The sequence below is a fragment of the Streptomyces violaceusniger Tu 4113 genome (genome assembly GCF_000147815.2).
Classification (GTDB): domain Bacteria; phylum Actinomycetota; class Actinomycetes; order Streptomycetales; family Streptomycetaceae; genus Streptomyces; species Streptomyces violaceusniger_A.
In genome coordinates this window covers 6,174,074-6,201,036 of sequence record NC_015957.1, presented here as the reverse complement: position 1 = coordinate 6,201,036, position 26,963 = coordinate 6,174,074, and the positions used below count along the sequence as shown (strand labels likewise).

General features: G+C 69.5%; 6 protein-coding genes and 2 pseudogenes. 4 read left to right on the top strand and 4 right to left on the bottom strand.

Annotation, left to right across the window (positions count from 1 at the left end):
- Positions 1 to 39: 39 nt before the first annotated feature.
- The 4 genes and pseudogenes from STRVI_RS25140 to STRVI_RS25130 form a co-directional block, all read right to left on the bottom strand.
- Positions 40 to 1,266, bottom strand: a pseudogene (locus STRVI_RS25140) (OB-fold nucleic acid binding domain-containing protein); the annotation flags it as partial.
- A gap of 40 nt (positions 1,267 to 1,306) precedes the next feature.
- Positions 1,307 to 1,399, bottom strand: a pseudogene (locus STRVI_RS56065) (hypothetical protein); the annotation flags it as partial.
- The gene (locus STRVI_RS25135; RefSeq protein WP_043236524.1) at positions 1,392 to 1,973 is read right to left on the bottom strand and encodes a TetR/AcrR family transcriptional regulator; all 582 of its coding nucleotides are present in this window, start codon (positions 1,971 to 1,973) and stop codon (positions 1,392 to 1,394) included. The pseudogene STRVI_RS56065 and the gene STRVI_RS25135, both read right to left, overlap by 8 nt.
- An 84-nt stretch (positions 1,974 to 2,057) precedes the next feature.
- Positions 2,058 to 3,308 carry an MFS transporter gene (locus STRVI_RS25130; RefSeq protein ID WP_014058442.1) on the bottom strand — a complete coding sequence of 417 codons (1,251 nt, stop codon included), beginning with the start codon at positions 3,306 to 3,308 and terminating at the stop codon, positions 2,058 to 2,060.
- Between the two features lie 138 nt (positions 3,309 to 3,446).
- Here STRVI_RS25130 and STRVI_RS25125 point away from each other — a divergent pair, with 138 nt between their 5' ends.
- From STRVI_RS25125 to STRVI_RS55635, 4 genes are all read left to right on the top strand, one after another.
- On the top strand, positions 3,447 to 4,376 hold the full coding sequence (locus STRVI_RS25125; protein WP_014058441.1) for a LysR family transcriptional regulator: 930 nt from the start codon (positions 3,447 to 3,449) through the stop codon (positions 4,374 to 4,376).
- A 277-nt stretch (positions 4,377 to 4,653) separates the two neighbouring features.
- Positions 4,654 to 4,995, top strand: a complete 342-nt coding sequence (locus tag STRVI_RS52155; protein WP_150112917.1) for a hypothetical protein — start codon at positions 4,654 to 4,656, stop codon at positions 4,993 to 4,995.
- Between the two features lie 141 nt (positions 4,996 to 5,136).
- Positions 5,137 to 9,774: a non-ribosomal peptide synthetase gene (locus STRVI_RS25120; protein WP_014058440.1), complete on the top strand. Its 4,638-nt coding sequence runs from the start codon at positions 5,137 to 5,139 to the stop codon at positions 9,772 to 9,774.
- A gap of 116 nt (positions 9,775 to 9,890) precedes the next feature.
- A complete protein-coding gene (locus STRVI_RS55635; protein WP_014058439.1) occupies positions 9,891 to 26,921 on the top strand; it encodes a type I polyketide synthase in 17,031 nt (5,676 codons plus the stop codon).
- Positions 26,922 to 26,963 lie beyond the last annotated feature (42 nt).

Genomic DNA, 26,963 nt, shown 5'->3' with positions numbered 1-26,963 from the left:
ATGGGGGAGTAGATCGCGCGACCCGGGTGGTGGCCCGGCTCATGGCGCCCGGGTGACGGCCACCGCCGCTTTGAGATCCGCCCAGAACTCGGGCCGGATGCCGATACGGTAGCCCAGCCGGTAGACGGTGGTCCTGGTCCGGCCACGCACCCGCAGATGTACCTCGGTCGGTCCCGGGTGGGCCTGGAGGATCTCTTTGAGCTGCTGGACGGAGCGCGGTGTCATGTGCGCTTCGAGCATCTCCAGGCGCAGCGGGGCATGGCGGGCGCTCAGGTCGGGGACCGCCAGTTCCATCGCCACCAGCCGGGGCACGTCCTCGCGTCTGTCGAGGCGGCCCTTGACGAACACCACTGTGTCCTCGACGAGTTGGGCCGACACCAGTTGACAGGTGGCCGGGAAGAACATGCACTCGATGGAGCCGGCGAGGTCCTCCACGGTGGCGATGGCCCAGGCGTTGCCCTGTTTGGTCATCTTGCGCTGCAGACCGGAGATGATCCCGCCGACCGTGACGATTGCACCGTCCGCGAAGTCACCGCCGGTGAGCTGCGCGACGGTGGCGTCCGCCGTGCCGGCCAGCAACTGCTCCAGACCGAGCAGCGGGTGGTCGGAGACATACAGGCCCAGCATCTCCCGCTCCTGGGCGAGCAGATAGGTCTTCTCCCATTCGACGTCCGAGAACTCGACGTCGAGGCCGAAGCCCGGCCCCTCGCCGTCCCCGCCGTCCCCGGCCATGCCGCCGAAGAGGTCGAACTGCCCCTCGGCCTCCTTGCGCTTGACCGCGACCACATTGTCGATCAGCGCCTCGTAGTGCGCCGTGAGCCCCTTACGGGTGTGGCCCATCTCGTCGAACGCGCCCGCCTTGATCAGCGATTCCGTGGTGCGCTTGTTGCACACCACCGCCTCGGCCTTGTCCAGGTAGTCCGGGAACGAGGCGTACTTCCCTTTGGCCTTACGGCCGCGGATGATCGCTTCCACCACGTTCTGACCGACGTTCCGGACCGCCGTGAGACCGAAGAGGATCACATCATCACCCTGAGCGGTGAAATTGGCCTCGGACTCATTGACGTTCGGCGGCAGCACCTTGATGCCCATACGACGGCACTCGTTCAGATAGACCGCCGACTTGTCCTTGTCGTCACGCACCGAGGTGAGCAGCGCCGCCATGTACTCGGCGGGGTAGTTGGCCTTGAGATACGCGGTCCAGTACGAGACGAGCGCGTAGGCGGCCGCATGCGCCTTGTTGTAGGCGTAGCCCGCGAAGGGCAAGGTGCGACATGCCCATCTCCTGGCAGGCCGCGAAGAGATCCTTCAGCCGGGCCGCGCCGTCCAGGAGCGAGTACTGGGTGTGCACATGCAGATGGGTGAAAGGCGGTGCCACTCCTGCACCCGGATCAGGCATCGGACTCGAGGGCCTGGGCGATCCTCCGCAGGCCCGTGGCCACCTCCCGCGCCGAGGGCGCGCGCTCGGGATCGACCAGCCACTGCTGGGTGAGACCGGCGACCAGGGCCATGTGCACCGACCCGACCGCACGGGCCACCTCGCCCTCCTCCGCGTCCTCGATGCCGTGCAGCTCGGCCGCCAGCGCCGTACGGGACCGTTCGAACGCCTCGGCGAGCTGCTGCCGGACCTCGGCGGAACGTTCGGCCTGGGCGAACGCTTCGGCGCCGGCCACCAGCAGCGGCCGGTCCGTGGTCTCGGACTCGATGATCCGGGCCCACATCGACTCCGCTCGCGTTCCGGCATCGGAGTCCGGAGCGGCCTCCGCCGACCCGGACCGCACCTTCTCGCTCCACTCGTCGAGCGATTCCAGCAGCGCCGCGTTGAGCAACTGCTCCTTCGAGCCGTAGTGGTAATTGATCGTGCCGAGCGGTGCGTTGGCGGCGGCGGCGATGTCACGCGAGGTCGTACGGGCGAATCCCCGCTCCTCCAGGCACCGCTTCGCCCCGGCCATCAACTGTTCCCGATGTCCCATGCCGGCCACCCTACCCCAATCTTGAACGTCCGTTCAGAACGGTCGTTCAGGACGCATGTTCAGATTGGTCATGCAGACCGCGGATCAGGTGTGGCTCGGCGCCGGTTCCTGCTCGGATCGGGACGCGTCGTGCTCGTGCCGGGGGAGGAGGAGCGGGGTCGCCAGGCTGAGGAGTCCGGCTATGGCGATCGCGATCCGGGGGCCGGTGACAGCGGCCAGCAGACCCCACAGGGCGGTCAGGGTCGCGACGGTGGCCTTGCTGGAGACCGACCACGCGGAGAGGGTACGGGCGACCCGGTCCGCCGGGGTCCGGTCGAGCCGATAGGTGGCGTACAGCGGGGTGAACACGCCCATGCAGGAGATCAGCCCCAGCTCGACCACCATGACCAGCACCAGTCCCGCCGTACCGGGGCGGACGAAGGCCAACCCCGGCAACCAGCACGCCCGCAGCGCCCCCGAGATCAGCATGACCCGGTGCCGCCCGAACCGTTCCGACAGCCGGGGAGCCAGCCGGGAGCCGATCAGACCCCCGATGCAGGGCAGTGTGAAGGCCATGGCGTACTGCCAGGGCGCGAACCCCAGGCTGCTCAGCATGAGGACGGCGAGCAGCGGCGCGGTCGCCATGATCAGCCCGCCCACCAGGACCTGGTTGAAGAACAGCGGGCGCAGCGTCGGGTGGGTCAGAATGCACCGCCAGCCCTCCAGCAGCTCACCGGCCCGGAGCCGTGGCGGCGGGCCGGTGCGCGCGGGGCGTGGCTCCGTGTCGCCGATCGCCCGGATCCCCGCCGCGGAGAGCAGAAAGCTGACCGCATTGGCCGCCACGGTCATCACCGGACCGAAGAGCCCGATCGCGGCCCCGCCGATCTGTGGTCCGAGCATGGTGGCGGTCCAGGCCGTGGACTCGAACCGCGCGTTCGCCACCAGCAGGTCCTCCCGCGGCACCAGCCCCTTCAGACACGCCCCACTGGCCGTGGTGAAGGCGATGTCGGCCGCGGAGACGACGACCGACACGACCACGAGCTGGGCGAAGGTGAGCCGGCCGAGCAGGAACAGGACGGGGACGGTCGTCAGGGCCGCGAACCGGACCACATCCATCGCGATCATCACCGGCCGCTTGCGGCGGAACTCCATCCACGGCCCGAGCGGCAGCGCCACCGCCGCGCCCACCGCGAGTCCCGCGGCCGCCAGCAGCGACACCTGGGCCGCCCCGGCATGGAGCACCATGATCGCGATCATCGGGAACGCGTCGAACGCGAGCCAGGTGCCGAACGCGCTGACCGCGTACGCCCCCCAGAGCCATCCGAACTGCCGCCCCAGCTTCCGCCTCGACCCCATGTGCAGCGCACTCCTCCTCGCCGTCCCGCCCGAAGAACCTCACATAGAACGGGCGATATCCAAGCGAGCCGCGGCGGGCGGTTCAAACAACGCCCTCGACATGCCACAACCAGGAGTTGTGCGGCTAAGGTGGCCGACGTGGACCTCAAGGCCGTGCGCACCTTCGTCGCCGTCGCGGACGCGGGCCAATTCCAGGAGGCGGCCGCCGAGCTGTCCATCACCCAGCAGGCCGTCTCCAAGCGCATCGCCGCGCTGGAGAAGGAGCTCGGTGTGCGGCTGTTCACCCGTACCGCGCGCGGAGCCCGGCTCACCATCGACGGGCAGGCGTTCCTGCCCCACGCCCGGGAGCTTCTGCGGGCCGAGGAGCGGGCCGCCGCCTCCGTACGCCCCGGCCGCCGCGCGCTGCGCGTCGATGTGATCGGGCGGCGGCTCGCACCGGCCGATCTGCTCCGCGGATTCCACCAGGCGCACCCCGAGGTCGAACTCGATGTGGTGACCCTCTTCGACGCCGACGCGGCCATCGCCGCCGTGCGCACCGGCACGATCGACGCGTCGTTCCGGGCGGTGACCGTGCCCGCCCGGCGGCTCCCCGGCGGCATCGAGGCCACCCGGGTCCACGACGAGCCCATCCAGCTCCTCACCGGACCGTCCCATGAGCTCGCCGCCGCCCGCGAGGTCACCCCCGCCGAGCTCGCCGGACACCGGATCTGGATGCCGGGCATCGTCCCCGGTACCGAATGGGCCGCCTACTACGACGACCTCGCCGCCGCGTTCGGGATCACCATCGACGCGATCGGCCCGTACTTCGGGCCCGAGCCGCTCCTCGACACGATCGCCGACTCCTCGACGCTGGCGACCTTCGTCGGCGAACTGACCCGCCTTGTCTGGCCCGCCGACTACGGGCTGCGGCGCATCGCGGTGCGCCACCCGACCCCGGTCTATCCGCATTCGCTGATCCGGCACCGCGACAACCCGCATCCCGCCCTCACCGTGCTCCGCGACCACCTCGCCGCCGCGCCGCCCGGCCACCGCGACACCGGCGCCTGGACGCCGAAATGGGCGTGGTGACCGAAATCACCGCGTCACCGCCGACCGGCGGATCATGCGGCCCGGTGAGTTCGCGCAGGTCGGCAACTCCCGCTATTTATCGCCGAAAAGGTGCGGGTTGACAGCGGATCAGCCAACGATCTAGGTTCACCTCAGGGGACTCGCTGGACGGCGAACGGGGGCTGTGGTGAGTGTTTTGGCGTTGCGCGCATCCGATATCACCAGGATCGCGCGGCTGGTAGCGCGTGATGTCTTAATGGACCGATTGACCGATCGGTCGACCTCAGGAAATGCTGTCTTGGATCGCGAGGAAAGCGACATCTCGCCGCAGCGTGGCGGATTTCGCGGAAATCCCCTGCCCGGCCCTGGCGTCACCGCATGGCTGCCGCCTTACGAATCCGGTAAGAGCCTGGTGGGCACCGGTGCGCAGGCTGTCGCTCAACCGCCCGCCCGCTCCGAAGAGTTCGAGGTGCGCCGGATGCTCGCGTCGGATATCGACGCCGCTCACCCGGCGAGTTTCAGCCGACGGGCCTGCTTCCCCGCACTCCGTATCTCGATGTGCCGCACGTCGAAATACCGGCGCGGGCCCGGGCGATGGTGCACCGGTGCCGACTTGTGCACCGTGCTGACTTCCCTTTAAACGGCGTCCGCGCCACAACTGTGCAAGCATCAGTCGCAGTATCAGCGAAATAAACGCGCAAAACCATTTCCATCAGTCGTCGGGGAAGGCTGTGTTGTGGGGCAATCAGGCGCGCCCAAATCCCAAGGCCTCAGCGCGGCCATGAGCAATCTCTTCGAGCGCACCAGGCGAAAGGAATCCACGGGTGTGGTGCCGGTCTCCAGGGACCGGGAGCTGAGGGCGTCATTCGCGCAGCGACGACTGTGGTTTCTGGACCAGCTTGAGCCCGGCAACGCCTCGTACAACCTCCCGTTCGCGGTGCGGGTGCGCGGCCGCCTGGACGTCGCTCATCTCTCCCGGGCCCTTTCGCTGGTGGTCGCCCGGCACGAGGCGCTGCGCACCACCTTCACCGAGACCGGCGGCCAACCGGTGCAGTCGATCCAGCCCCCCGCCCCCGTCCCGGTGCGGATCGAATCGGTGCCCGACGGCCCGGAGGAGGAGCGGCTCGCCGCGGTCCGGCAGCTCGCCGGAGCGGAGATCACCGAGCCCTTCGACCTGAGCACCGGCCCCTTGCTGCGGGCCAAGGTGCTGCGGCTGGACGACCACGACCACGTCCTGCTGCTGACGGTGCACCATGTGGCCACGGACGCCTGGTCACAGGGCATTGTGGTGGGCGAGCTGTCCGCCGCGTACGAGGCGCTCGAGGCCGGGCGGGAGCCCGTACTGCCGCCGCTGCCCGTGCAGTACGCCGACTACGCGGAGTGGGAGCGCGACTGGCTGTCCGGTCCGACCCTGCGCCGCCAGCTCGACTACTGGACGAAGCGGCTCGACGGTATGGCGCCCGCGCTGGAGCTGCCCACCGACCGGCCCCGGCCCTCGGTCGCCCGCCAGGAAGGCGACGCGGTGCGCTGGGAGCTGCCCGCCGAACTGATCCAGGCCGCCCGCCGGCTGGGCGCCGGTGAGAACGCGACCCTCTACATGACCTTGCTGGCCGCCTTCCAACTGGTCCTGGGCCGGTATGTGGACAGCGACGACATCACGGTGGGCACTCCCGTGGCCAACCGGGGCCGCGCCGAAGTCGAGGGCCTCATCGGGTTCTTCGTCAATACCGTGGTGCTGCGGACCGACCTGTCCGGCGACCCCACCTTCCGCCAACTGCTGGCACGGGTCCGGGACATGGCGGCCGGCGCCTTCGCCCATGGCGATCTGCCCTTCGAGTATCTGGTGGAGCAGGTGCACCCGGAGCGGGACCTGTCCCGGAACCCGCTGGTGCAGGTGCTCTTCCAGATGATCAACGTGCCGGGGGAGCGGCTCGCCCTGCCCGGCGCGGAGACCGAGCCCTACGACCACGGCCGGATCCTCACGCGCATGGACCTGGAGGTCCATCTCGTCGAGACCGAGGACGGAGTGCTCGGTCATGTCGTCTTCAGCAAGGCCCTGTTCGACAGGAGCACCGTCGAACGGCTGCTGCACCATGTCACCGTCGTCCTGCGAGGTGTTCTGGCCGAGCCGGACCGGCCCATCTCGGAGATCTCCCCGCTCGACGACGCCGAGCGCGGAGAGGTCCTGGAGGAGTTCAACCACACCACGGGCCCCGTACCGGCCGGATCGCTGCCCGCGCTCTTCACCGCCCAGGCCGAGCGCCGCCCCCACGTGGTGGCCGTGATCAGCGGCGGCGACCGCATCACCTACGCCGAGCTGGACCAGCGGTCGAACCAGCTCGCCCACCTGCTGGAGAGCCGGGGGATCGGCCCCGAGACCCTGGTCGGACTCTGTGTCGACCGCGGCGCCGAGATGATCGTGGCGATCCTCGCGATCCTCAAGCTCGGAGCGGCCTATGTGCCGATCGACCCGAACCACCCCCGGGACCGCATCCAGTTCGTACTGGCCGACGCCGGGGTGACCGTCGCCGTCACCCAACAGCGCTTCAGCAGCCTGCTCGAAAAGCCCTCCGAAACGGAGGCCGGGACGGCCGGGATCCGGCTCATCCTGCTCGACGCCGAGCGCGAATCGCTCACCGGGCGGCCCCTGACCCCGCCCACGGCACGGCCCAGCGCCCAGAACCTCGCCTATGTCATCTACACCTCCGGCTCCACCGGAGTCCCCAAGGGCATCCTCATGCCCGCCTCCTGTGTGCTCAACCTGGTGGCCTGGCAGAAGCAGGCCCTGCCGATCGGCCCCGATGCCAAGACGGCCCAGTTCGCCACGCTGACCTTCGACATCTCGCTGCAGGAGATCTTCTCGGCGCTGCTGTACGGCGAGACGATCGTCGTCCCCGGCGAAGAACTGCGCATGGACCCCGTGGAGTTCGCCCGATGGATCCACGCCCACCAGATCGACCAGCTCTTCGTCCCGAACGTGATGCTGCGGGCGATCTCCGAGGAGGTGGATCCGCACGGCACCGAGCTGGCCGCGCTGCGCCATCTCTCACAGGCCGGTGAACCCCTCTCCCTCCACCACGACCTGCGCGAGCTGTGCGCCCGCCGCCCCGAGCTGCGGCTGCACAACCACTACGGTCCCAGCGAAGCCCATGTGGTGACCTCCTACTCGCTCCCCGCCGAGGTGGCCGAGTGGCCGCTCACCGCCCCCATCGGCCGCCCGATCGGCAACACCCGGGTGTATGTCGTCGACCGGCGGCTCCGACCCGTCCCCGTGGGGGTGCCCGGTGAGCTGTGCGTGGCCGGAGCGGGCCTGGCCAGGGGCTATCTCGGCCGCCCGGATCTGACCGCCTCCCGGTTCGTGGCGAACCCGTTCCATGGCGATGGATCGCGGATGTACCGCTCCGGCGACCTGGTGCGCTGGCTGCCCGACGGAAACCTGGAATACCTCGGCCGGATCGACGACCAGGTGAAGATCCGTGGCTTCCGGATCGAACCGGGCGAGATCGAGGCCATCCTCGCCAGGCACCAGGATGTGCTGCACACGGCCGTGATGGTGCGTGAGGACACCCCGGGCGACAAGCGGCTGGTGGCCTATGTGGTGGCCGATGCCACCGCCGCGGACCGGCACGACCGGCTGACCGAAACCCTGCGCCGGCATGTCGAGTCCGCGGTGCCCGAATACATGGTGCCCTCCGCATTCGTCCTGCTGGACACCATGCCCCTGACCTCCGGCGGCAAGATCGACCGGAAGGCGCTGCCCGCCCCCGACCTGCGCACCGTGCTCGAGGTCGGCTACGTCGCCCCCCGCACCCCCGGGGAAGAGGCCGTCTGCCGGGTCTACGCGGATCTGCTCGGCGCCACCAGGGTCGGAATCGACGACGACTTCTTCGCACTGGGCGGCCACTCCCTTATCGCCACCAGGGTGGTCGCCAGGCTCCGGACCGCCCTTGGCATCGACGTACCGCTGAAGACCGTTTTCCAGCAGCGCACCCCCAGGGAACTGGCGGCCACGCTCACCGCCGCGGCCCGGTCCGTTCCCGAACCCGAGCTGCCGCCGCTGGTCCCCACACGGCGCGATCAGGCCGTTCCCCTCACCTTCGCACAGCAGCAGACGGACCTCTTCTTCGGCGATGTCCTCGACGCCGGGCACTGGAACATCCCCATGGCCGTGCGGGTGTCGGGCGAACTGGACCTCGACTGCCTGCGGCGGGCGATGGACCTGCTGATCGACCGGCACGAGGCCCTGCGCACCACCTTCGTCAGGGAAGCCGGCGGATACCTCCAGGTGGTCCGGCCGAATGTGCCGGTCCAGGTGGAGGTGGCCGAGGCGGACGACGAGGCCGAAGCCTCCGTACTGGCCGGACAGGAGGCGGCACGGCCCTTCGACCTCACGAGCGGCCCACTGGCGAGGCTGCGCGTGCTGCGCCTGGCCGAGCTCGACCATGTGCTGGTGCTCACCCTGCACCATCTGGTCACCGACGGCTGGTCCCAAGGTGTGCTGGTCCGCGATCTGTCCATCGTGTACTCGGCCCTGCTGCGCGGCGCCGAACCCGATCTGCCACCCGTGCCCGTCCAGTACGCCGATGTCGCGAACTGGGAGCGCGAGTGGTTGCGCGGGGATCTGCTGCGACGCCAACTCGACTACTGGCAGCGGCACTTCGACGGAATGACACCTGCCGAACTGCCCACCGACCGGCCCCGCGCCACGTCGGCCCGGTACGAGAGCGGCATCTACCACTGGCGACTGCCGAAGGACGCCGTGGAGGCGGCCCGGCGGCTGGGCGAATCGTGCAGCGCCACCTTGTACATGACGCTGCTGACCGCGCTGAAGGTGGTCATGTCCGCCCGCTCGGACAACCAGGACGTCCTCGTCGGCGTGCCCATGGCCAACCGTGGCCGGGACGAACTGGAGAACGTGGTGGGCCTCGTCTCCAAGATGCTGGCGCTGCGCACCGAGGTCTCCGGCGCCACGGACTTCGGCACACTGCTGGCCACGGTGCGTGATGCGATGTCCGACGCCTTTACCCACCAGGACGTGCCGTTCGTCTCCGTACTCAAGCACTCGGACGCACCCACCGGCGGCCACGCCGGGACGCGGTTCTCGGACGATCCGCCGGTAAAGGTGATCTTCCAGATCGTCAACACCCCACAGCGGCCCCTCATGCTCACCGGGCTGACCGCCGAGCCGTTCCTGATGACCCACCCACCGGTGACGGTCAACGTGGACATGGAGATCGACCTGTACGAGAGCGCGGAGGACGGCGGCCTCGCCGGCACCGTGCTGTTCAGCACCTCCCTCTTCGACCGTGCCACGATCGAGCGGTTCTGCGACGACGTGGTGGCGGTGGTCTCCACGGCCGCCGCGGACCCCGGACGGTCGGTCTCGCAGGTGTGGCAGGTCCGAGGTCGCGATCAGTGAACGACGACCCCGCAACCGGATCCGCGAGCGACCCCGCAGGTGAGAGCGGTCCCGCAGGTGATCCGGCGAACGGTCCGGCAGACCGTCCCGCAGACGATTCCGCCCCGAGGAACAGCATGGAACCGGACGAGGCCATCGCCGTTGTCGGAATGTCCTGCCGCTTTCCGCAGGCATCCGACCCCGAGGCGTTCTGGCGGCTGCTGAGCGAGGGCGTCTCGGCGGTCAGCGAGGTGCCCGCCGGGCGGTGGACGGACGACCCGTCCATGCCGCCCGCCATCCGCCACGGCGGCTTCATCGACGACGTCGACCGTTTCGACCCCGCGTTCTTCGGCATCTCGCCACGCGAAGCCGTGACGATGGACCCCCAGCAGCGGCTGATACTGGAGCTGGGATGGGAAGGGCTGGAGGACGCGGGCATCGTGCCCGCCACCCTGCGGGGAGCCACCGTCGGCGCGTTCATCGGCGCCGGGTCCGCCGACTACGCCTCGCTGATCAGCGCCCGCGGCCGCTCGCACCACACGCTGACCGGCACCCAGCGCGCCATGATCGCGAACCGGCTCTCCCATGTGCTCGGCCTGAGCGGTCCGAGCGTGACCGTCGACGCGGCCCAGGCATCCTCCCTGGTCGCGGTACATATGGCCGTGGAAAGCCTGCGTCGCGGCGAGTCGTGGCTCGCGCTGGCGGGCGGGGTGAACCTGAACCTCTCCGCGGAAACCGCCGCCGATATCGCCGCGTTCGGCGCGCTCTCCCCGGACGGCCGCTGCTTCACCTTCGACGCCCGCGCCAATGGCTATGTGCGGGGCGAGGGCGGTGGCATCGTCGTCCTGAAACCGCTGTCCGACGCCCTCGCCGACGGCGACACCGTCTACTGCGTGATCGAGGGGAGCGCGGTCAACAACGACGGCGGCGGTACGTCGCTCACCGCCCCCGACCCCCGCGGTCAGCAAGAGGTGCTCCGGCTGGCCCAGCGGCGGGCCGCGGTCTCACCCGGCTCCGTGCAGTACGTGGAACTGCACGGCACCGGAACGGCGCTCGGCGACCCGGTCGAGGCGGCGGCCCTGGGTGCCGTCTTCGGCCGGACCGGGACGGGGCCGGTGCAGCTTGGTTCGGTGAAGACCAACATCGGCCACCTTGAAGCCGCCGCCGGTATCGCCGGACTGCTGAAGACGGCACTGGCCATCCACCACCGTCAGCTACCGGCCAGTCTCCATCACCGCACGCCCAATCCCCGCATCCCCCTGGGCGAGCTCAACCTGGAAATGCGCCTCGCACCGGGGGAGTGGCCGAAGGCGGACAAGCGCCTGATCGCCGGCGTCAGCTCGTTCGGGATGGGCGGCACCAACTGCCATGTGGTGCTTGCCGAACCACCCGCCGAGGTCCCCTCCCACGCCTCCGCACACCCGGAGCCCGGGGCCCTCCCGCGCCCGATCCCGGCCCCGGCCCCGCTTCCTGTCTGCATCCCGGTCCCGCTTGCGCTGTCGGCGACGACCGCGGCCGCGCTCCGGGGCCAGGCGAGGCGGCTACGGCCGTATCTGGAGCGGTCGCCGAACCTCACCGACCTCGCCTTCTCTCTCGCCACGATCCGGACCACCTTCGAACACCGCGCGGTGCTCATCGCCGGGGCGGCCACCGACGCGGCACCCGGCCTGGACACCCTCGCCGAAGGCGGCACGGCGCCGGGCCTGGTGACCGGCACGGCGAGGGCGGGAAGGCTCGCCTTCGCCTTCGCCGGCCAGGGATCCCAGCGTCTCGGCATGGGACGCGAACTCAGCGCCGCCTTCCCCGTGTTCGCCGACGCTCTCGACGCCGTGTGCACGGCGCTGGACGCACACCTGGACCGGCCCCTTCGGGACGTCATCCACGGCGACGACGCCGAGCTGCTCGACCAGACGGTGTACGCCCAGGCCGGACTCTTCGCGGTGGAGGTGGCGCTGTTCCGGCTGCTCGAGGACTTCGGGCTGGTACCGGACGTGCTGATCGGCCACTCCCTCGGCGAAGTGAGCGCCGCCCATGTCGCCGGTGTGCTGTCGCTGGCGGACGCCGCCGCCTTCGTCGCCGCCCGCGGCCGGCTGATGCAGGCCGTGACGGAACCGGGCGCCATGGTCCTGCTCGAAGCGAGCGAGGACGAGGTCACCCGGACGCTCATGACGGGCGAGGCGTCGGACGACAGCGCTCGGATCTGTGTGGCCGCGGTCAACGGACCGGCCGCCACGGTGATCTCGGGGGATGAGCGGGCCGTACTCCACCTCGCGACGGAGTGGAGCCACCGCGGACGCAGAACCAAGCGGCTCCGGACCAGTCACGCCTTCCATTCGCCGCATCTGGACCCCGTCCTCGACGAGCTTCGGCATATCGCCGAGAGCCTCACGTACCGGCCGCCGCGAATACCGCTCATATCGAATGTGACCGGCAGCCGTGCCACGGCGGAAGAGCTGTGTTCCCCGGAGTACTGGGTACGGCATGTCCGCCGGACCGTACGGTTCCTGGACGGCATCCGCGCTCTGGAAGGCGAAGGCGTCACCACCATCGTGGAGCTGGGCCCGGACAAGGCGCTCACCACCCTGGCCCGCGACTGCCTGACCAGGCCCGGGACGCTGGTGGGCACCCTCCGCCGCGACCGGTCCGAGCCACTGGCCCTGGTCACCGCGCTGGCCGAGCTGTATGTCTCGGGCGCCGAGGTGGTGTGGGACCCGCTGGTGTCCGGGGGGCGGCGGATTCCGCTGCCCACGTACGCCTTCCAGCGGCAGTCGTACTGGATTTCCCCCTCCGGCCCCGAGAGCCGCCGGGCCACGCCCGGACCTGCGGTCATCTCCGAGCCTGAGGACACTTCAGGGCCTGAGGCCACCTCCGGGCCTGAGGGTTCGGACCTGGGCCGGAGCGGTGGCGAGGTGCTCGGCATGGTCCGGGCGCACGCGGCCGTCGTACTCGGGTACGAGTCGGTGGCGGCCATCGGCGCCGAGCGAACCTTCAAGCAACTGGGATTCGACTCGATCACCGCCGTCGAGCTGTGCGAACGGCTCGGCGAGGCGACCGACCTCCCTCTGCCCAGCACCTTGTTGTTCGACTATCCGACGCCCGCCGCACTCGCCGAGCATCTGCACCGCAGGCTCCACGGCGGGGTGGATGAGCGGACCGTGCCCGCCACGGAGCCGACGCCCGACAGTGGCGATCCGGTGGTGATCGTGGGGATGGGCTGTCGGTTCCCCGGCCGGGTGCACTCGCCGGAGGATCTCTGGCGAGTGGTGGCCGACGGCGAAGACGCCATCTCCGGCTTTCCGTCCGACCGGGGTTGGGACCTCGATGGCCTCTACCATCCCGACCCCGACCACCCCGGTACCTCGTACGCACGCGACGGCGGATTCCTGTACGACGCGGCCGAGTTCGACGCCGGGTTCTTCGGCATATCCCCGCGCGAGGCCGCGGCGATGGACCCGCAGCAGCGGCTGCTGCTGGAGACGGCGTGGGAGGCGTTGGAACAGGCGGGGATTCCCGCGGGGCACCTCAAGGGCAGTGGCACAGGTGTGTTCATCGGAGCCTCGTCGGCCGGCTACGCGGCGGATGCCGGAGACGCGGCCGAGGGCTATCGGCTGACCGGCACCGCGGCGAGCGTGGCCTCGGGCCGGGTGTCCTACACCCTGGGCCTCGAAGGTCCGGCGGTCACCGTGGATACGGCATGCTCGTCGTCGCTGGTGGCATTGCATCTGGCAGCGCAGTCGCTGAGGGCGGGCGAGTGCTCGCTGGCCTTGGCGGGTGGAGTGACGGTGATGGCCACACCGGCGATGTTCGTGGAGTTCTCCCGACAGCGGGGGTTGGCGGCGGACGGGCGGTGCAAGGCGTTCGCGGCGGCGGCGGACGGCACAGGGTGGGCCGAAGGCGTCGGGATGCTGGTGGTCGAGCGGCTGTCGGACGCCGAGCGCAATGGGCATCGGGTGTTGGCTGTGGTGCGGGGTTCGGCGGTGAATCAGGATGGTGCGTCGAATGGGTTGACGGCGCCGAATGGCCCGTCGCAGCAGCGGGTGATCCGGCAGGCGCTGGCCGGCGCGGGGCTTTTGGCGTCGGATGTGGACGCCGTGGAGGCGCATGGCACGGGGACGACGTTGGGTGACCCGATCGAGGCGCAGGCGTTGCTGGCCGCCTATGGTCAGGATCGGGATCCGGGTCGGCCGTTGTGGTTGGGGTCGGTGAAGTCGAATATCGGTCATACGCAGGCTGCGGCGGGTGTGGCCGGTGTGATCAAGATGGTGATGGCGATCCGGCATGCCGCCTTGCCCAAGACGCTGCATGTGGATGCGCCGTCGCCACATGTCGACTGGTCCGGCGGCCGGGTCGAGTTGCTCACGGAGGCAATGCCGTGGCCCACGACCGGTGGTCTGCGCCGAGCGGGCGTCTCGTCGTTCGGAGTGAGTGGCACCAACGCGCACGTCATCCTGGAGCAAGCCCCGGAGGCCGCTCAGCCGACCGATCCCATCGGGGAAGGTGGCCCCGAAGCCGCTACGGTCGCCTGGGTGTTGTCGGGTCAGGGCGAGGCGGGGCTACGGGCGCAGGCCGAGCGGCTCCGCGCCTTCCTGGCACGTGGTCCCCGTCCCACCCCGGCAGAGGTGGGATGGTCGCTGGCATCGACACGTACAACGTTGTCGCACCGCGCGGTGGTCGTGGGCGCTGACTGCGACGAGTTGCTGCGCGGTGTGGACGCGGTGGCCGAGGGGATACCCGCGCCCGGAGTGGTACGGGGCACCGGAGCATCCGGAGACGTGGTGTTCGTCTTCCCGGGTCAGGGGTCGCAGTGGGTCGGGATGGCGTTGGAGTTGTTGGAGTCCTCGTCGGTGTTCGCGGGGCGGATGGCTGAGTGCGCCGATGTGCTGGCTCCGTTGGTGGACTGGTCGCTGTTCGATGTGCTGGCGGATGAGCGGGCGCTGGGCCGTGTCGATGTGGTGCAGCCGGTGTTGTGGGCGGTGATGGTGTCGTTGGCGGAGTTGTGGCGTTCGTTTGGTGTGGTGCCGTCGGCGGTGGTGGGTCATTCGCAGGGTGAGATTGCGGCGGCGTGTGTGGCGGGTGGTTTGTCGCTGGTGGATGGTGCGCGGGTGGTGGTGCTGCGGAGTAAGGCGTTGCTGGCCTTGTCGGGTCGGGGTGGGATGGTGTCGGTCCCGGTGTCCGCCGACCGGCTGCGGGACCGTCCGGGGTTGTCGGTGGCGGCGGTGAACGGTCCGGCGTCGACGGTGGTGTCCGGTGCGGATGAGGTCCTGGATGCGGTGCTTGCGGAGTTCCCGGAGGCCAAGCGGATTCCGGTGGATTACGCGTCGCATTCGGTGCAGGTGGAGGAGATCCGGGAAGAGCTGGCGGAGGCTCTGGCGGGTGTGGAGCCGCGGGGCGGGCAGGTTCCGTTCTATTCGACGGTGACCGGGCGGCTCATGGACACGGCGGAGCTGGATGCCGGGTACTGGTATCGGAACCTGCGCGAGACCGTGGAGTTCCAGGGCACCGTTGAGACCCTCATACGCCAGGGTCACACGGTGTTTGTCGAGGCCAGCCCGCATCCGGTGCTGACCATCGGCATTCAGGACACCGCCGACGCCACCGACACTGATACCGCCATCGACACCGTCGTCGTGGGGTCCCTCCGTCGTGACGATGGCACGATCCAGCGGCTTCTGAGCCACCTGGCCGAGCTCCATGTGCGCGGTGTCCGGATCGACTGGCGACCGCTCCTCGCCGGTGTCTCGCCCGTCGAGCTGCCGACGTACGCCTTCCAGCGGGAACGGTTCTGGCTTGGAGCGGGCACTGCCGAGTCGGCCGAGTCGGCGTGGCGATACCGGATCGCCTGGAGGCCACTGCCCGGGATGGACACCCCGACGCTGCGGGGCACGTGGCTGGTGGTGGTCCCCGAAGGAGACGAGCGGGCCATGGCCGGCTCCCGGGCGCTGGCCGAGCAGGGTGGCGCGCGAGTCCGTACCCTCCAGGTGCCGTATGACGCGGAGCGTCAGGGCCTGACCGGGCTGCTGACGGATGTGGTGGGATCCGATGACATCTCCGGTGTCGTCTCGTTCCTGGCCCTCGACGAGCGTCCGCATCCGACCCATGCGGCCCTGTCCCTGGGGATGGCGCACACTGTCGAGCTGCTGTGTGCGCTCACCGCCGCCGAGGTCGAGGCTCCGCTGTGGTGTGTCACCCGGTCAGCCGTCGCGGCCCTGCCGGGGGATTCGGAACCCAACCCCGCCCAGGCGGCGGTATGGGGATTCGGACGGGTGGCCGGGCTGGAGCGATCCGGGCACTGGGGCGGGCTGATCGACCTGCCCACACAGTGGGACGCACAGGTGTTGCGGAGGTTCGTCGCGGTGCTCGCCGAGACGGTCGGCGAGGACCAGGTCGCGGTCCGGCCTTCCGCGACCCTGGGCCGACGGCTGGAACCGGCGGCCACGACCGGACCGGCCGACGCATGGCGCCCGCACGGCACGGTTCTGATCACCGGAGGTACCGGTGCGCTGGGCGCACACGTGGCACGATGGCTGGCCCAAGCCGGCGCGGAGCACCTGGTGCTGCTCGGCCGTCGCGGCCCGCAGGCCCCGGGGGCGGCCGCGCTGGAAGACGAACTGACCGCGCTCGGCATACGAGTGACCACGACGGCCTGCGATGTGACCGACCGGGCCGCTCTCGCCGAAGTGCTGGCGTCGGTACCGGACCTCACCGCCGTGGTCCATCTCGCGGGAACCGTACGGTTCGGCGGTTCGATCGGGGCGGCTCTCGACGAGTACGCCGCCGTCTTCGACGCCAAGGTCACCGGCGCTCTGCACCTGGACGAGCTGCTCGACCACGCGTCGCTGGAGGCGTTCGTCCTCTTCTCCTCGGCAGCGGCGGTCTGGGGCGGCGCCGGCCAGGCCGGTTACGCGGCGGCGAACGCCCTGCTCGACGGTTTGGCACAGCGGCGCCGGGCACGCGGCCTACCGGCCACTTCGATCGGATGGGGCACCTGGGGCGGCAGCCTCGCGCCCGAGGACGAGGAGCGGCTGAACCGCATCGGCCTGCGCCCGATGCGGCCGGAGTCGGCCGTCGCCGCGCTGCGCCACGTCGTCGGATCGGACGAGCCCTGCCCGGTCATCGCGGACGTCGGCTGGGAGACCTTCGGCCCGGCCTTCATGGCCGGTCGGCCCAGCCCCCTGCTGAGCGAACTGCCAAAGCTGCGCAAGAACTCCGGTGCCCCGGCGGTGGCGGGTGACCGCGCCGGATTGCGGAGGCGACTGGCCGGGGTGCCCGCGGCCGATCAGGACCGGATGCTGGTGGATCTGGTACGGGAGCAAGCGGCCGAACTCCTGGGCCATCGCCACCCGGCGGCCATCGACCCGACGGTGCCCTTCCGGCAACTGGGCTTCGACTCGCTGACGGCGGTCGAGCTGCGGACCCGGCTGAACACGAGTACGGGATTGCGCCTCCCGGCCACCTTGTTGTTCGACCACCCGAGCTGTCGGGCGGTGGCCGACCTGCTGTGCTCGGAACTGCTCGGCGACCGGTCGGGCTCCCTCGCGGTGCCCTCCGCCGAGGAGGCTGCGCCCGTCGGCTCGGTGGCCTTCGACGAGCCGATCGCCATCATCGCGATGAGCTGCCGCTTCCCGGGAGACATCCAATCCCCCGAGGACTTGTGGCGAGTCGTCAGCGAGGGCCGGGAAGTGCTCTGCGACTTCCCCGACGACCGCGGCTGGGACGCGGACGCGCTGTACGACCCGGATCCGGACCGGTCCGGCACCAGCTATGCGCGTACCGGCGGATTCCTCTACGACGCCGCGGAGTTCGACCCGGAGCTCTTCGGTATCTCGCCGCGTGAGGCGCTGGCGATGGACCCTCAGCAGCGACTGCTGCTGGAGTCGGCGTGGCAGGTCCTCGAGCGCGCCAGGATGGCGCCGACCTCCCTGCGATCCAGCAGGACCGGTGTGTTCATCGGCGGCTGGGCGCAGGGCTATCCATCGGCATCGGACGAGGGGTATGCCCTGACCGGTGCCGCGACCAGCGTGATGTCCGGTCGTATCGCCTACGCGCTGGGTCTGGAGGGCCCCGCTCTGACAGTGGACACGGCGTGTTCATCCTCGCTGGTGGCATTGCATCTGGCGAGTGAGGCGCTGCGGCGGGGCGAGTGTTCGCTGGCGCTCGCGGGTGGCGTGACGGTGATGGCGACGCCCAGCACTTTTGTGGAGTTCTCGCGCCAGCGTGGGCTGGCGCCGGACGGGCGGTGCAAGGCGTTCGCCGGGGCGGCGGACGGCACGGGGTGGGGCGAGGGCGTGGGCATGCTGCTGATGGAGCGGCTGTCTGATGCTGAGCGCAATGGGCATCGGGTGTTGGCGGTGGTGCGGGGTTCGGCGGTGAATCAGGATGGTGCGTCGAATGGGTTGACGGCGCCGAATGGTCCGTCGCAGCAGCGGGTGATTCGGCAGGCGTTGGCGAATGCTCGTTTGTCGGCGGTGGATGTGGATGCGGTGGAGGCGCACGGTACGGGAACGACGCTGGGTGATCCGATCGAGGCGCAGGCGTTGCTGGCCGCCTACGGTCAGGATCGGGATCCGGGTCGGCCGTTGTGGTTGGGTTCGGTGAAGTCGAATATCGGTCATACGCAGGCGGCTGCTGGTGTGGCCGGTGTGATCAAGATGGTGATGGCGCTGCGGCACGGGGTGCTGCCGCGGACGTTGCATGTGGATGAGCCGACCCCGCATGTGGATTGGTCCACCGGCGCGGTGGAGTTGCTCACGGAGTCGGCCGAGTGGCCGTGGGAAGACCGACCGCGTCGCGCCGGGGTGTCGGCGTTCGGAGTGAGCGGCACCAACGCCCACGTCATCCTGGAGCAGGCACCGGAGGCGCCTGCCGAGAGCGGCCAGGATCGCGTGGCGCCGGTGGCGGTGCCCTGGGTGCTCTCGGGCGCGAGCGAGGCGGGTCTGCGGGCGCAGATCGAACAATTGCGGACCTTCGTCGACGACAATCCCGCCCTCGACTTGGCCGACGTGGGCTGGTCGCTGGCGTCTACGCGTGCGCTGCTGCCATATCGCACCGTCGTCGTGGGCACGGACCTCGCCGCACTGCGACGTGGGTTGGACGCGGTGGAGGTCACGGGCGCGGTCGGGGCCGACCGTGGCGTGGTGTTCGTCTTCCCGGGTCAGGGGTCGCAGTGGGTCGGGATGGCGTTGGAGTTGGCTGAGTCTTCGGCGGTGTTCGCGGGGCGGTTGGGTGAGTGCGCCGATGTGCTGGCTCCGTTGGTGGAGTGGTCGCTGTGGGATGTGCTGAGCGATGAGGCGGCGCTGGGTCGGGTGGATGTGGTGCAGCCGGTGTTGTGGGCGGTGATGGTGTCGTTGGCGGAGTTGTGGCGGTCGTTTGGTGTGGTGCCGTCGGCGGTGGTGGGTCATTCGCAGGGTGAGATTGCGGCGGCGTGTGTGGCGGGTGGTCTGTCGCTGGAGGATGGGGCGCGGGTGGTGGTGCTGCGGAGTAAGGCGCTGCTCGCCTTGTCGGGCCGGGGTGGGATGGTGTCGGTTCCGGTGTCGGCTGATCGGTTGCGGGATCGTCCGGGGTTGTCGGTGGCGGCGGTGAATGGTCCGGCGTCCACAGTGGTGTCCGGTGCGGTCGACGTGCTGGACGCGGTGCTGGCGGAGTTTCCGGATGCCAAGCGGATTCCGGTGGATTACGCCTCGCATTCGGTGCAGGTGGAGGAGATCCGGGAAGAGCTGGCCGAGGCTCTGGCGGGTGTGGAGCCGTGTAGTGGGCGGGTGCCGTTCTATTCGGCGGTGACCGGGCGGCTGATGGACACCACGGAGTTGGATGCCAGGTATTGGTACCGGAATCTGCGCGAGACCGTGGAGTTCCAGTCCACGGTCGAGGGGCTGCTGGAGCTTGGGCACACGGTGTTCGTCGAGGCCAGTCCGCATCCGGTGCTGACCATCGGCATCCAGGACACCGCCGACGCCGTCGACACCGACATCGTGTTGACCGGATCGCTGCGCCGCGACGACGGCGGCCTGGTCTCCTTCCTCACCGCGCTGGCCCGGTTGCATGTCAGGGGCGTCGCGGTGGAGTGGCGGGCGGCGTTCGCCGGGCTGGACGCGCACGCCATCGACCTGCCGACCTACGCCTTCCAGCGTCGGCGCTTCTGGGCCGCTCCCCTCCGGTCGACACCCGGTTCGGCCGAGGTCGACCACCCGCTCGTGGGTGCGGTGGTTCCGTTGCCCGATTCCGGAGGTGCTCTGCTCACCGGCGTGCTCTCGCTGGCCGGTCAGCCGTGGCTGGCCGAACACTCGGTATCCGGTGTGGTCCTGTTCCCGGGGACGGGGTTTGTGGAGTTGGTGTTGCAGGCGGGGTTGGGTCTGGGGTGTGGGGTGGTTGAGGAGTTGACGTTGGAGGGGCCGTTGGTGCTTCCGGAGCGGGGTGAGGTCGAGGTTCAGGTTTCGGTGGGCGGTGCCGGTGAGGGTGGTCGTCGGTCGGTGTCGGTGTTTTCGTGTCGGGAGGGTGAGTGGGTCCGGCATGCGGTGGGTGTGTTGGGGGTGGCGGATGGTGAGGTGTCGGGTGTGGAGGTGTGGCCGCCGGTGGGTGCGGAGCGGGTTGGGGTGGAGGGGGTTTATGCGGCGTTGGCGGAGCGGGGGTATGCGTATGGGCCGGTGTTCCGGGGGCTGCGGGATGCCTGGCGCCGGGGAGACGAGGTCTTCGTCGAGGCGGTGGTACCGGAGGAGGCGAGAGGTGATGCGGCTCGCTGCGCGATACATCCGGCTCTGCTCGACGCCGGGCTGCACGGCGTCGGACTGGGCGGCCTGATCACCGACGACGGCGGGGCGTATCTCCCGTTCTCCTGGAGCGGAGTCAGGCTGCACGCGGTCGGCGCGTCCGCCGTCCGGATGGCGCTGGCGCCCGTCGGGCCGGACGCGGTGTCGCTGAGGGTGACCGATGAGGCGGGTGAGGCGGTCCTGTCGGTGGACTCCCTGGTACTCCGACCCGTTCCGGAGGCACAGCTCGCTGACGCCGGGGTCGGCAGCCGCGATGCGTTGTATCGGGTGGAGTGGGTGGATGTGGGTGTGTGTGGGGTGGGGTCGTTTGTGGAGTGGGGTGAGGTTGCTTTGGGTGGGGTGGTGCCGGGGTGTGTGGTGTTGTCGGGGGTTGATGTGGTGGGTGTGTTGGAGGTTTTGCGGTTGTGGGTGGGGGATGAGCGGTTTGGGGGTTCGCGGTTGGTGGTGGTGACGCGGGGTGCGGTGTCTGTGGGTGGGGAGGGTGTGGTGGATGTGGGTGGTGGTGCGGTGTGGGGGTTGGTGCGGTCGGCGCAGTCGGAGCATCCGGGTCGGTTTGTGCTGGTGGATGTGGGTGAGGGTGTGGGTGTTGGTGGGGTTGGGGGTGTGGTTCCGGATGTGGTGGGGCTGGGGGAGTCGGAGGTTGCGGTGCGTGGGGGTCGGGTGTGGGTGCCGCGTTTGGTGGGTGTGGGTGGTGGTGTTGTGGGCGGTGGCGCTGTGTTGGGTGGTGTGGCGTTGGTGACGGGTGGGACGGGGTTGTTGGGTGGTTTGGTGGCGCGTCATTTGGTGTCGGTGTATGGGGTGGGTGAGGTGGTGTTGGTGGGTCGTCGGGGGTGGGGTGCGCCGGGTGTTGGGGGTTTGGTTGGGGAGTTGGAGGGGTTGGGTGCGCGGGTTCGGGTGGTGGCGTGTGATGTGGGGGATCGGGGTGCGGTGGCGGAGTTGGTGGGGTCGGTTGAGGGGTTGAGTGTGGTGGTGCATGCGGCGGGTGTGGTGGATGACGGGGTGGTTGGTTCTTTGGATGGGGGGCGGTTGGTTGGGGTGTTGGGGCCGAAGGCGTTGGGGGCTTGGTATTTGCATGAGTTGACGTGTGGGTTGGATCTGTCGGCGTTTGTGTTGTTCTCGTCGGCGGCGGGTGTGTTGGGGAATGCGGGTCAGGGGAGTTATGCGGCGGCGAATGGGTTCCTGGATGCGTTGGCTGCTCATCGGCGGGCACAGGGGTTGCCGGGGGTGTCGATCGCGTGGGGGTTCTGGGAAGAACGCAGCGAACTGACCATCGATCTGGCCGAGGTGCAACTGTCGAGGATCTCCCGGTCCGTGGGGACGAGCATCAGCAGCGAACAAGGACTGGCCCTGTTCGACGCGGCGCTCGTCGCCGATGAGGCGATGGTGCTGGCCACGCCTCTGAACATGCCGGCGTTGCGGGAACAGGCTGCCGCGGGCACATTGCCGTCGATCCTGAGCGGCCTGGTCACCGCCCCCGTCCGTAGGGCAGCCGGGACCGGAGGTACCCCGGCCGGACTGCGGCACCAACTCGCCGGAGCAACGGAGGCCGAAAGGGAACACCGGGTCGTCGGCCTGGTGCAGGAACACGTGGCCGGTGTCCTCGGCCACGTCTCCGCGGAATCCATCGACACCTCGAGGACCTTCCAGGAAATCGGCTTCGACTCGCTCACCGCGGTGGAATTGCGCAACCGGATCAGCGCGGCCACCGGCGTACGGCTGCCGGCCACCGCCGTCTTCGATCACCCCACCCCCCGGCTGCTGGCCGAGCGTGTGCTGGCGGAGGTATGGGGCTCTCTGCCCGCCGTCGCCCCGACCGCGCCGCTGCCGGTCGTCGACGACGACGATCCGATTGTGATCGTGGGTATGAGCTGCCGCTTCCCCGGGGGTGTCGAGTCTCCTGAGGATCTGTGGCGCCTGGTCGACTCGGCCACTGACGCGGTCTCCGCGCTGCCCACGGACCGGGGTTGGGATCTGGCGACCTTGGCCGCCGGAGCCAAGGACGGCGCCGGTGCCTCGTACGCCCGAGACGGCGGATTTCTCTATGACGCCGCTGAGTTCGACGCCGGGTTCTTCGGTATCTCGCCGCGTGAGGCGCTGGCGATGGATCCCCAGCAGCGGCTGCTGCTGGAGGCGGCCTGGGAGGTGTTCGAGCGGGCCGGAATCGCCCCCGACACGCTCAAAGGCAGCCGGACCGGGGTCTTCACGGGCGTGATGTACCACGACTACGGCTCGTGGCTCGCCGATGTCCCGGAGGACATCGAGGGCTATCGGGGCACGGGCATCGCGGGCAGCGTGGCGTCGGGGCGGCTGGCCTACACGTTCGGTCTGGAGGGGCCTGCCCTGACGGTGGACACGGCGTGTTCGTCGTCGCTGGTGGCGCTGCATCTGGCAAGCGAGTCGCTACGGCGCGGGGAGTGCTCGCTGGCGCTCGCGGGCGGAGTCACCGTACTGGCGACTCCGCAGGTTTTTGTGGAGTTCTCGCGCCAGGGCGGGCTGGCTGCCGATGGCCGGTGCAAGTCCTTCGCTGCTGGTGCGGATGGGACGGGTTGGTCCGAGGGTGTGGGGCTGTTGTTGGTGGAGCGGTTGTCTGATGCTGAGCGCAATGGGCATCGGGTGTTGGCTGTGGTGCGGGGTTCGGCGGTGAATCAGGATGGTGCGTCGAATGGGTTGACGGCGCCGAATGGTCCGTCGCAGCAGCGGGTGATCCGGCAGGCGTTGGCGAATGCCCGTTTGTCGGCGGTGGATGTGGATGCGGTGGAGGCGCACGGTACGGGGACGACGCTGGGTGATCCGATTGAGGCGCAGGCTCTGTTGGCCACGTACGGTCAGGATCGGGATCCGGGTCGGCCGTTGTGGTTGGGTTCGGTGAAGTCGAACATTGGTCATACGCAGGCGGCGGCGGGTGTGGCCGGTGTGATCAAGATGGTGATGGCGATGCGCCACGGTGTGCTGCCGCAGAGCCTCCACATCGATGAGCCCACTCCCCATGTGGACTGGTCCATCGGCGCGGTCCGGCTCCTGGGCGAGCAGACGGCGTGGCCGGAGGCCGGACGGCCCCGCCGCGCCGGAGTCTCATCCTTTGGGGCGAGCGGTACCAACGCCCATGTGATTTTGGAGCAGGCCTCCGACCCGACGGGCGAACCTGAGCCAGGGCCGGAGCGGATCGAACTCCCGGCGATTCCTTGGGTGTTGTCGGCCCGGGACGAGGCGGGTGTGCAGGCGCAGGCCGTACGGCTATGGGCCTTCGCGGAGCGGAATCCCGATCTGGATCCGGTGGATGTGGGGTGGTCATTGGCCTCTGCTCGTTCTGCGTTGTCGCATCGTGCGGTGGTGGTGGGTGCGGATCGTGCGGGGTTGCTCGGGGCTTTGGAGGGTTCGGTGGTTGTGGGGGTTCCGGTTGGTGGTGGGTTGGGTGTGGTGTTTGCGGGTCAGGGGTCGCAGCGGTTGGGGATGGGGCGTGGGTTGTATGAGGCGTATCCGGTGTTCGCGGGGGTGTGGGATGAGGTGTGTGGGGAGCTGGACCGGTATTTGGAGCGGCCTTTGGGTGAGGTGGTGTGGGGTGATGACGCGGGGTTGATCGGGGAGACGGCGTATACGCAGGCGGGTTTGTTTGCGCTTGAGGTGTCGTTGTTCGCGTTGGTGTCGTCCTGGGGTGTGAAGCCGGATTACCTGTTGGGTCATTCGATTGGTGAGTTGGCTGCGGCGTGTGTGGCGGGTGTGTGGTCGTTGGAGGATGCGGCGCGGGTGGTGGCTGCTCGGGGTCGTTTGATGCAGGCGTTGCCGTCGGGTGGGGCGATGGTTTCGGTGGCGGCTTCGGAGGGTGAGGTGCGGCCGCTGTTGACCGGGGGTGTGGCTGTTGCGGCGGTGAATGGTCCTGAGTCGGTGGTGATCTCGGGGGATAAGGATGAGGTCGCTGAGATCGCGGGTGTGTTGGCTGGCCGGGGGGTGCGGACGCGGTGGTTGCGGGTGAGTCATGCGTTTCATTCGTCGTGTATGGACGGGATGCTGGCGGAGTTCGGCGAGGTGCTTGGGTCGGTGGAGTTCCGGACCCCGAACTTGCCGGTGGTGTCGAACGTATCCGGTGTGGTGGCGGGCGAGGAGCTGTGCTCCCCGGAGTACTGGGTGCGTCATGTGCGGGAGACCGTCCGGTTCGCTGACGGGCTCGACACACTCCGTGCGCTGGGCGTCGGTTCCTTCCTGGAGCTGGGGCCCGATGGCACGCTGACCGCACTGGCCGATGGCGACGGACTGCCCGTACTCCGTCCGGATCGTCCGGAGCCCCTTACCGCGATGGCCGCTTTGGGTGGGCTGTATGTCCGGGGCGTCCAGATCGATTGGGCGGCGGTGTTTCCGGGTGCTCGGCGTGTTGATTTGCCGACGTATGCGTTCCAGCGTGAGCGGTTCTGGCTGGAGCCGTCCTCGGCTGAGCCTGCGACGAGCGCGGTGGACGCGGCGTTCTGGGATGCCGTCGAGCGCGGGGATCTCGGTTCGTTCGGTATCGACGCCGGGCAGCCGCTCAGCGCGGCTCTGCCCGCTCTGGCGGCATGGCGAAGGGTGCGGCAGGAGCAATCGGTCATCGACGGCTGGCGGTATCGGCTCGGGTGGGCGCCGATTCCGGGGGTCTCCGAGGAGTCCGTCCTCACCGGCACATGGCTGCTGGTGGTCGAGCCGGGCGGCGGCGCCGATGACCTGATGGGTGCGATGCGCGCGGCGGGGGCCGAGGCACGGATGGTGACGGTGGCAGAGGCCGCGGAACTCGCAGAGGTCGCGGCGCCGGACACCGTCCCGGCCGCGGCGGGTGTGGTGTCGCTGCTGCCTGTCGAGGAGACCGTCCTCTTGTTGCAGACGCTGCGTACGACTGCGCCGCTGTGGTGTGTCACTCGGGGTGCGGTCTCGGTGGTCGACGGGGATGTGGTCGATTCGGATCAGGCGGGCGTGTGGGGGCTTGGTCGGGTGATCGGCTTGGAGCATCCGGATCGTTGGGGTGGGTTGATCGATCTGCCGCCGGTCGTGGATGAGGGTGTCGGGTCCTGGTTGTGTCGGGTCCTGAGTGGAGGGACAGGGGAGGACCAGGTGGCGGTCCGTGCCGCTGGGGCGTGGGGTGCCCGGCTGACCCGGCTGGCACCGGCGGCGGACACGTCCGCCGAGTGGCGTGGTCGTGGGGCTGCTTTGGTCACCGGGGGCACGGGTGCGCTGGGCGGTCATGTGGCGCGTTGGCTGGCGGGAGCTGGCGTGCAGCGGATTGTGTTGGCGAGTCGTCGGGGGGCCGAGGCGCCCGGCGTCGCGGAGTTGGTGGCGGGGTTGGAGGAGCTGGGTGCGGTGGTGTCGGTGGTGGGGTGTGATGTGGCTGATCGGGGCGAGGTCGCGGCGTTGGTGGCGGGGATTGCGGATTTGCGTGTGGTGGTTCATACGGCGGGTGTGCTGGACGACGGCGTGTTGGAGTCGTTGACGTCTGAGCGGATCCGGGAGGTGATGCGGGTCAAGGTCGCGGGGGCGCGGTATCTGGATGAGCTGACGCGGGGTCGGGACCTGGATGCCTTTGTGTTGTTCTCGTCGGCTGCGGGGACGATGGGTAACGCGGGCCAGGGGAGCTATGCGGCGGCCAACGCCGTTCTGGACGGACTGGCCCAGCGGCGCCGGGCTGAGGGGCTGGTGGCCACGTCTCTGGCCTGGGGAGCCTGGGCCGACAGCGGCATGGGGGCGGCTCAGCGACAGCTCCCCGGAATGCCCCCGGATCTGGCGATCGCCGCGCTGCAGCAGTCACTGGTCGCGGACGAGACCACGATGATGATCGCGGATGTGGAGTGGTCGAGCTTTGGCTCCCGGTTCACCGCCGTACGGCCGAGCCCGCTGCTGAGCGAACTGCTGACGATCGCCACTCCTCCCATGGAACCGGTCGAGGAATTCGCCACCCGGCTGCGGGGCATGTCGCGGATCGAGCGCGATCGGGCGGTGCTGGAACTGGTCCGTACCCACGTGGCGGTTGTGCTGGGACATGCGAAGCCCGCCTCTGTCGACCCCTCGCGGACCTTCCAGGAGGTGGGCTTCGACTCGCTCACCGCGGTGGAGCTGCGGAACCGGCTGGCCACCGCCACCGGCGTCCCGTTCCCGGCGTCGGTCATCTTCGACTATCCGACCACCGCGGCGCTCGCCGGCCATGTCCGGGCCCAACTCGTCCAGGGCGAGACCGAGGACGACACGACGCCCGCGCTCGACGAGCTGAACAGGCTCGAAGCGGTGTTGTCCGACCTGTCCCCGAGCGACGTGGCCGGCGCCGAGGTCGCCGCGAAGATCAAGAGCCTGCTGGCCCACTGGGGCGCGGCCACCGACCGTGACATTGAACTGGATTCCGCGACGGACGAGGAGATGTTCGATCTCCTCGGCAAGGAATTCGGTATCTCGTGAACCTGCCGTCGAGTTCGACTCCGAGTGAGTCCAGCACCGCGT

Excerpts from the sequence above, each read along its gene's own strand:
- STRVI_RS25135 (WP_043236524.1), bottom strand. The coding sequence starts at position 1,973 with ATGGGACATCGGGAACAGTTGATGGCCGGGGCGAAGCGGTGCCTGGAG.
- STRVI_RS25130 (WP_014058442.1), bottom strand. The coding sequence starts at position 3,308 with ATGGGGTCGAGGCGGAAGCTGGGGCGGCAGTTCGGATGGCTCTGGGGG.
- STRVI_RS25120 (WP_014058440.1), top strand. The coding sequence starts at position 5,137 with ATGAGCAATCTCTTCGAGCGCACCAGGCGAAAGGAATCCACGGGTGTG.
- STRVI_RS55635 (WP_014058439.1), top strand. The coding sequence starts at position 9,891 with ATGGAACCGGACGAGGCCATCGCCGTTGTCGGAATGTCCTGCCGCTTT.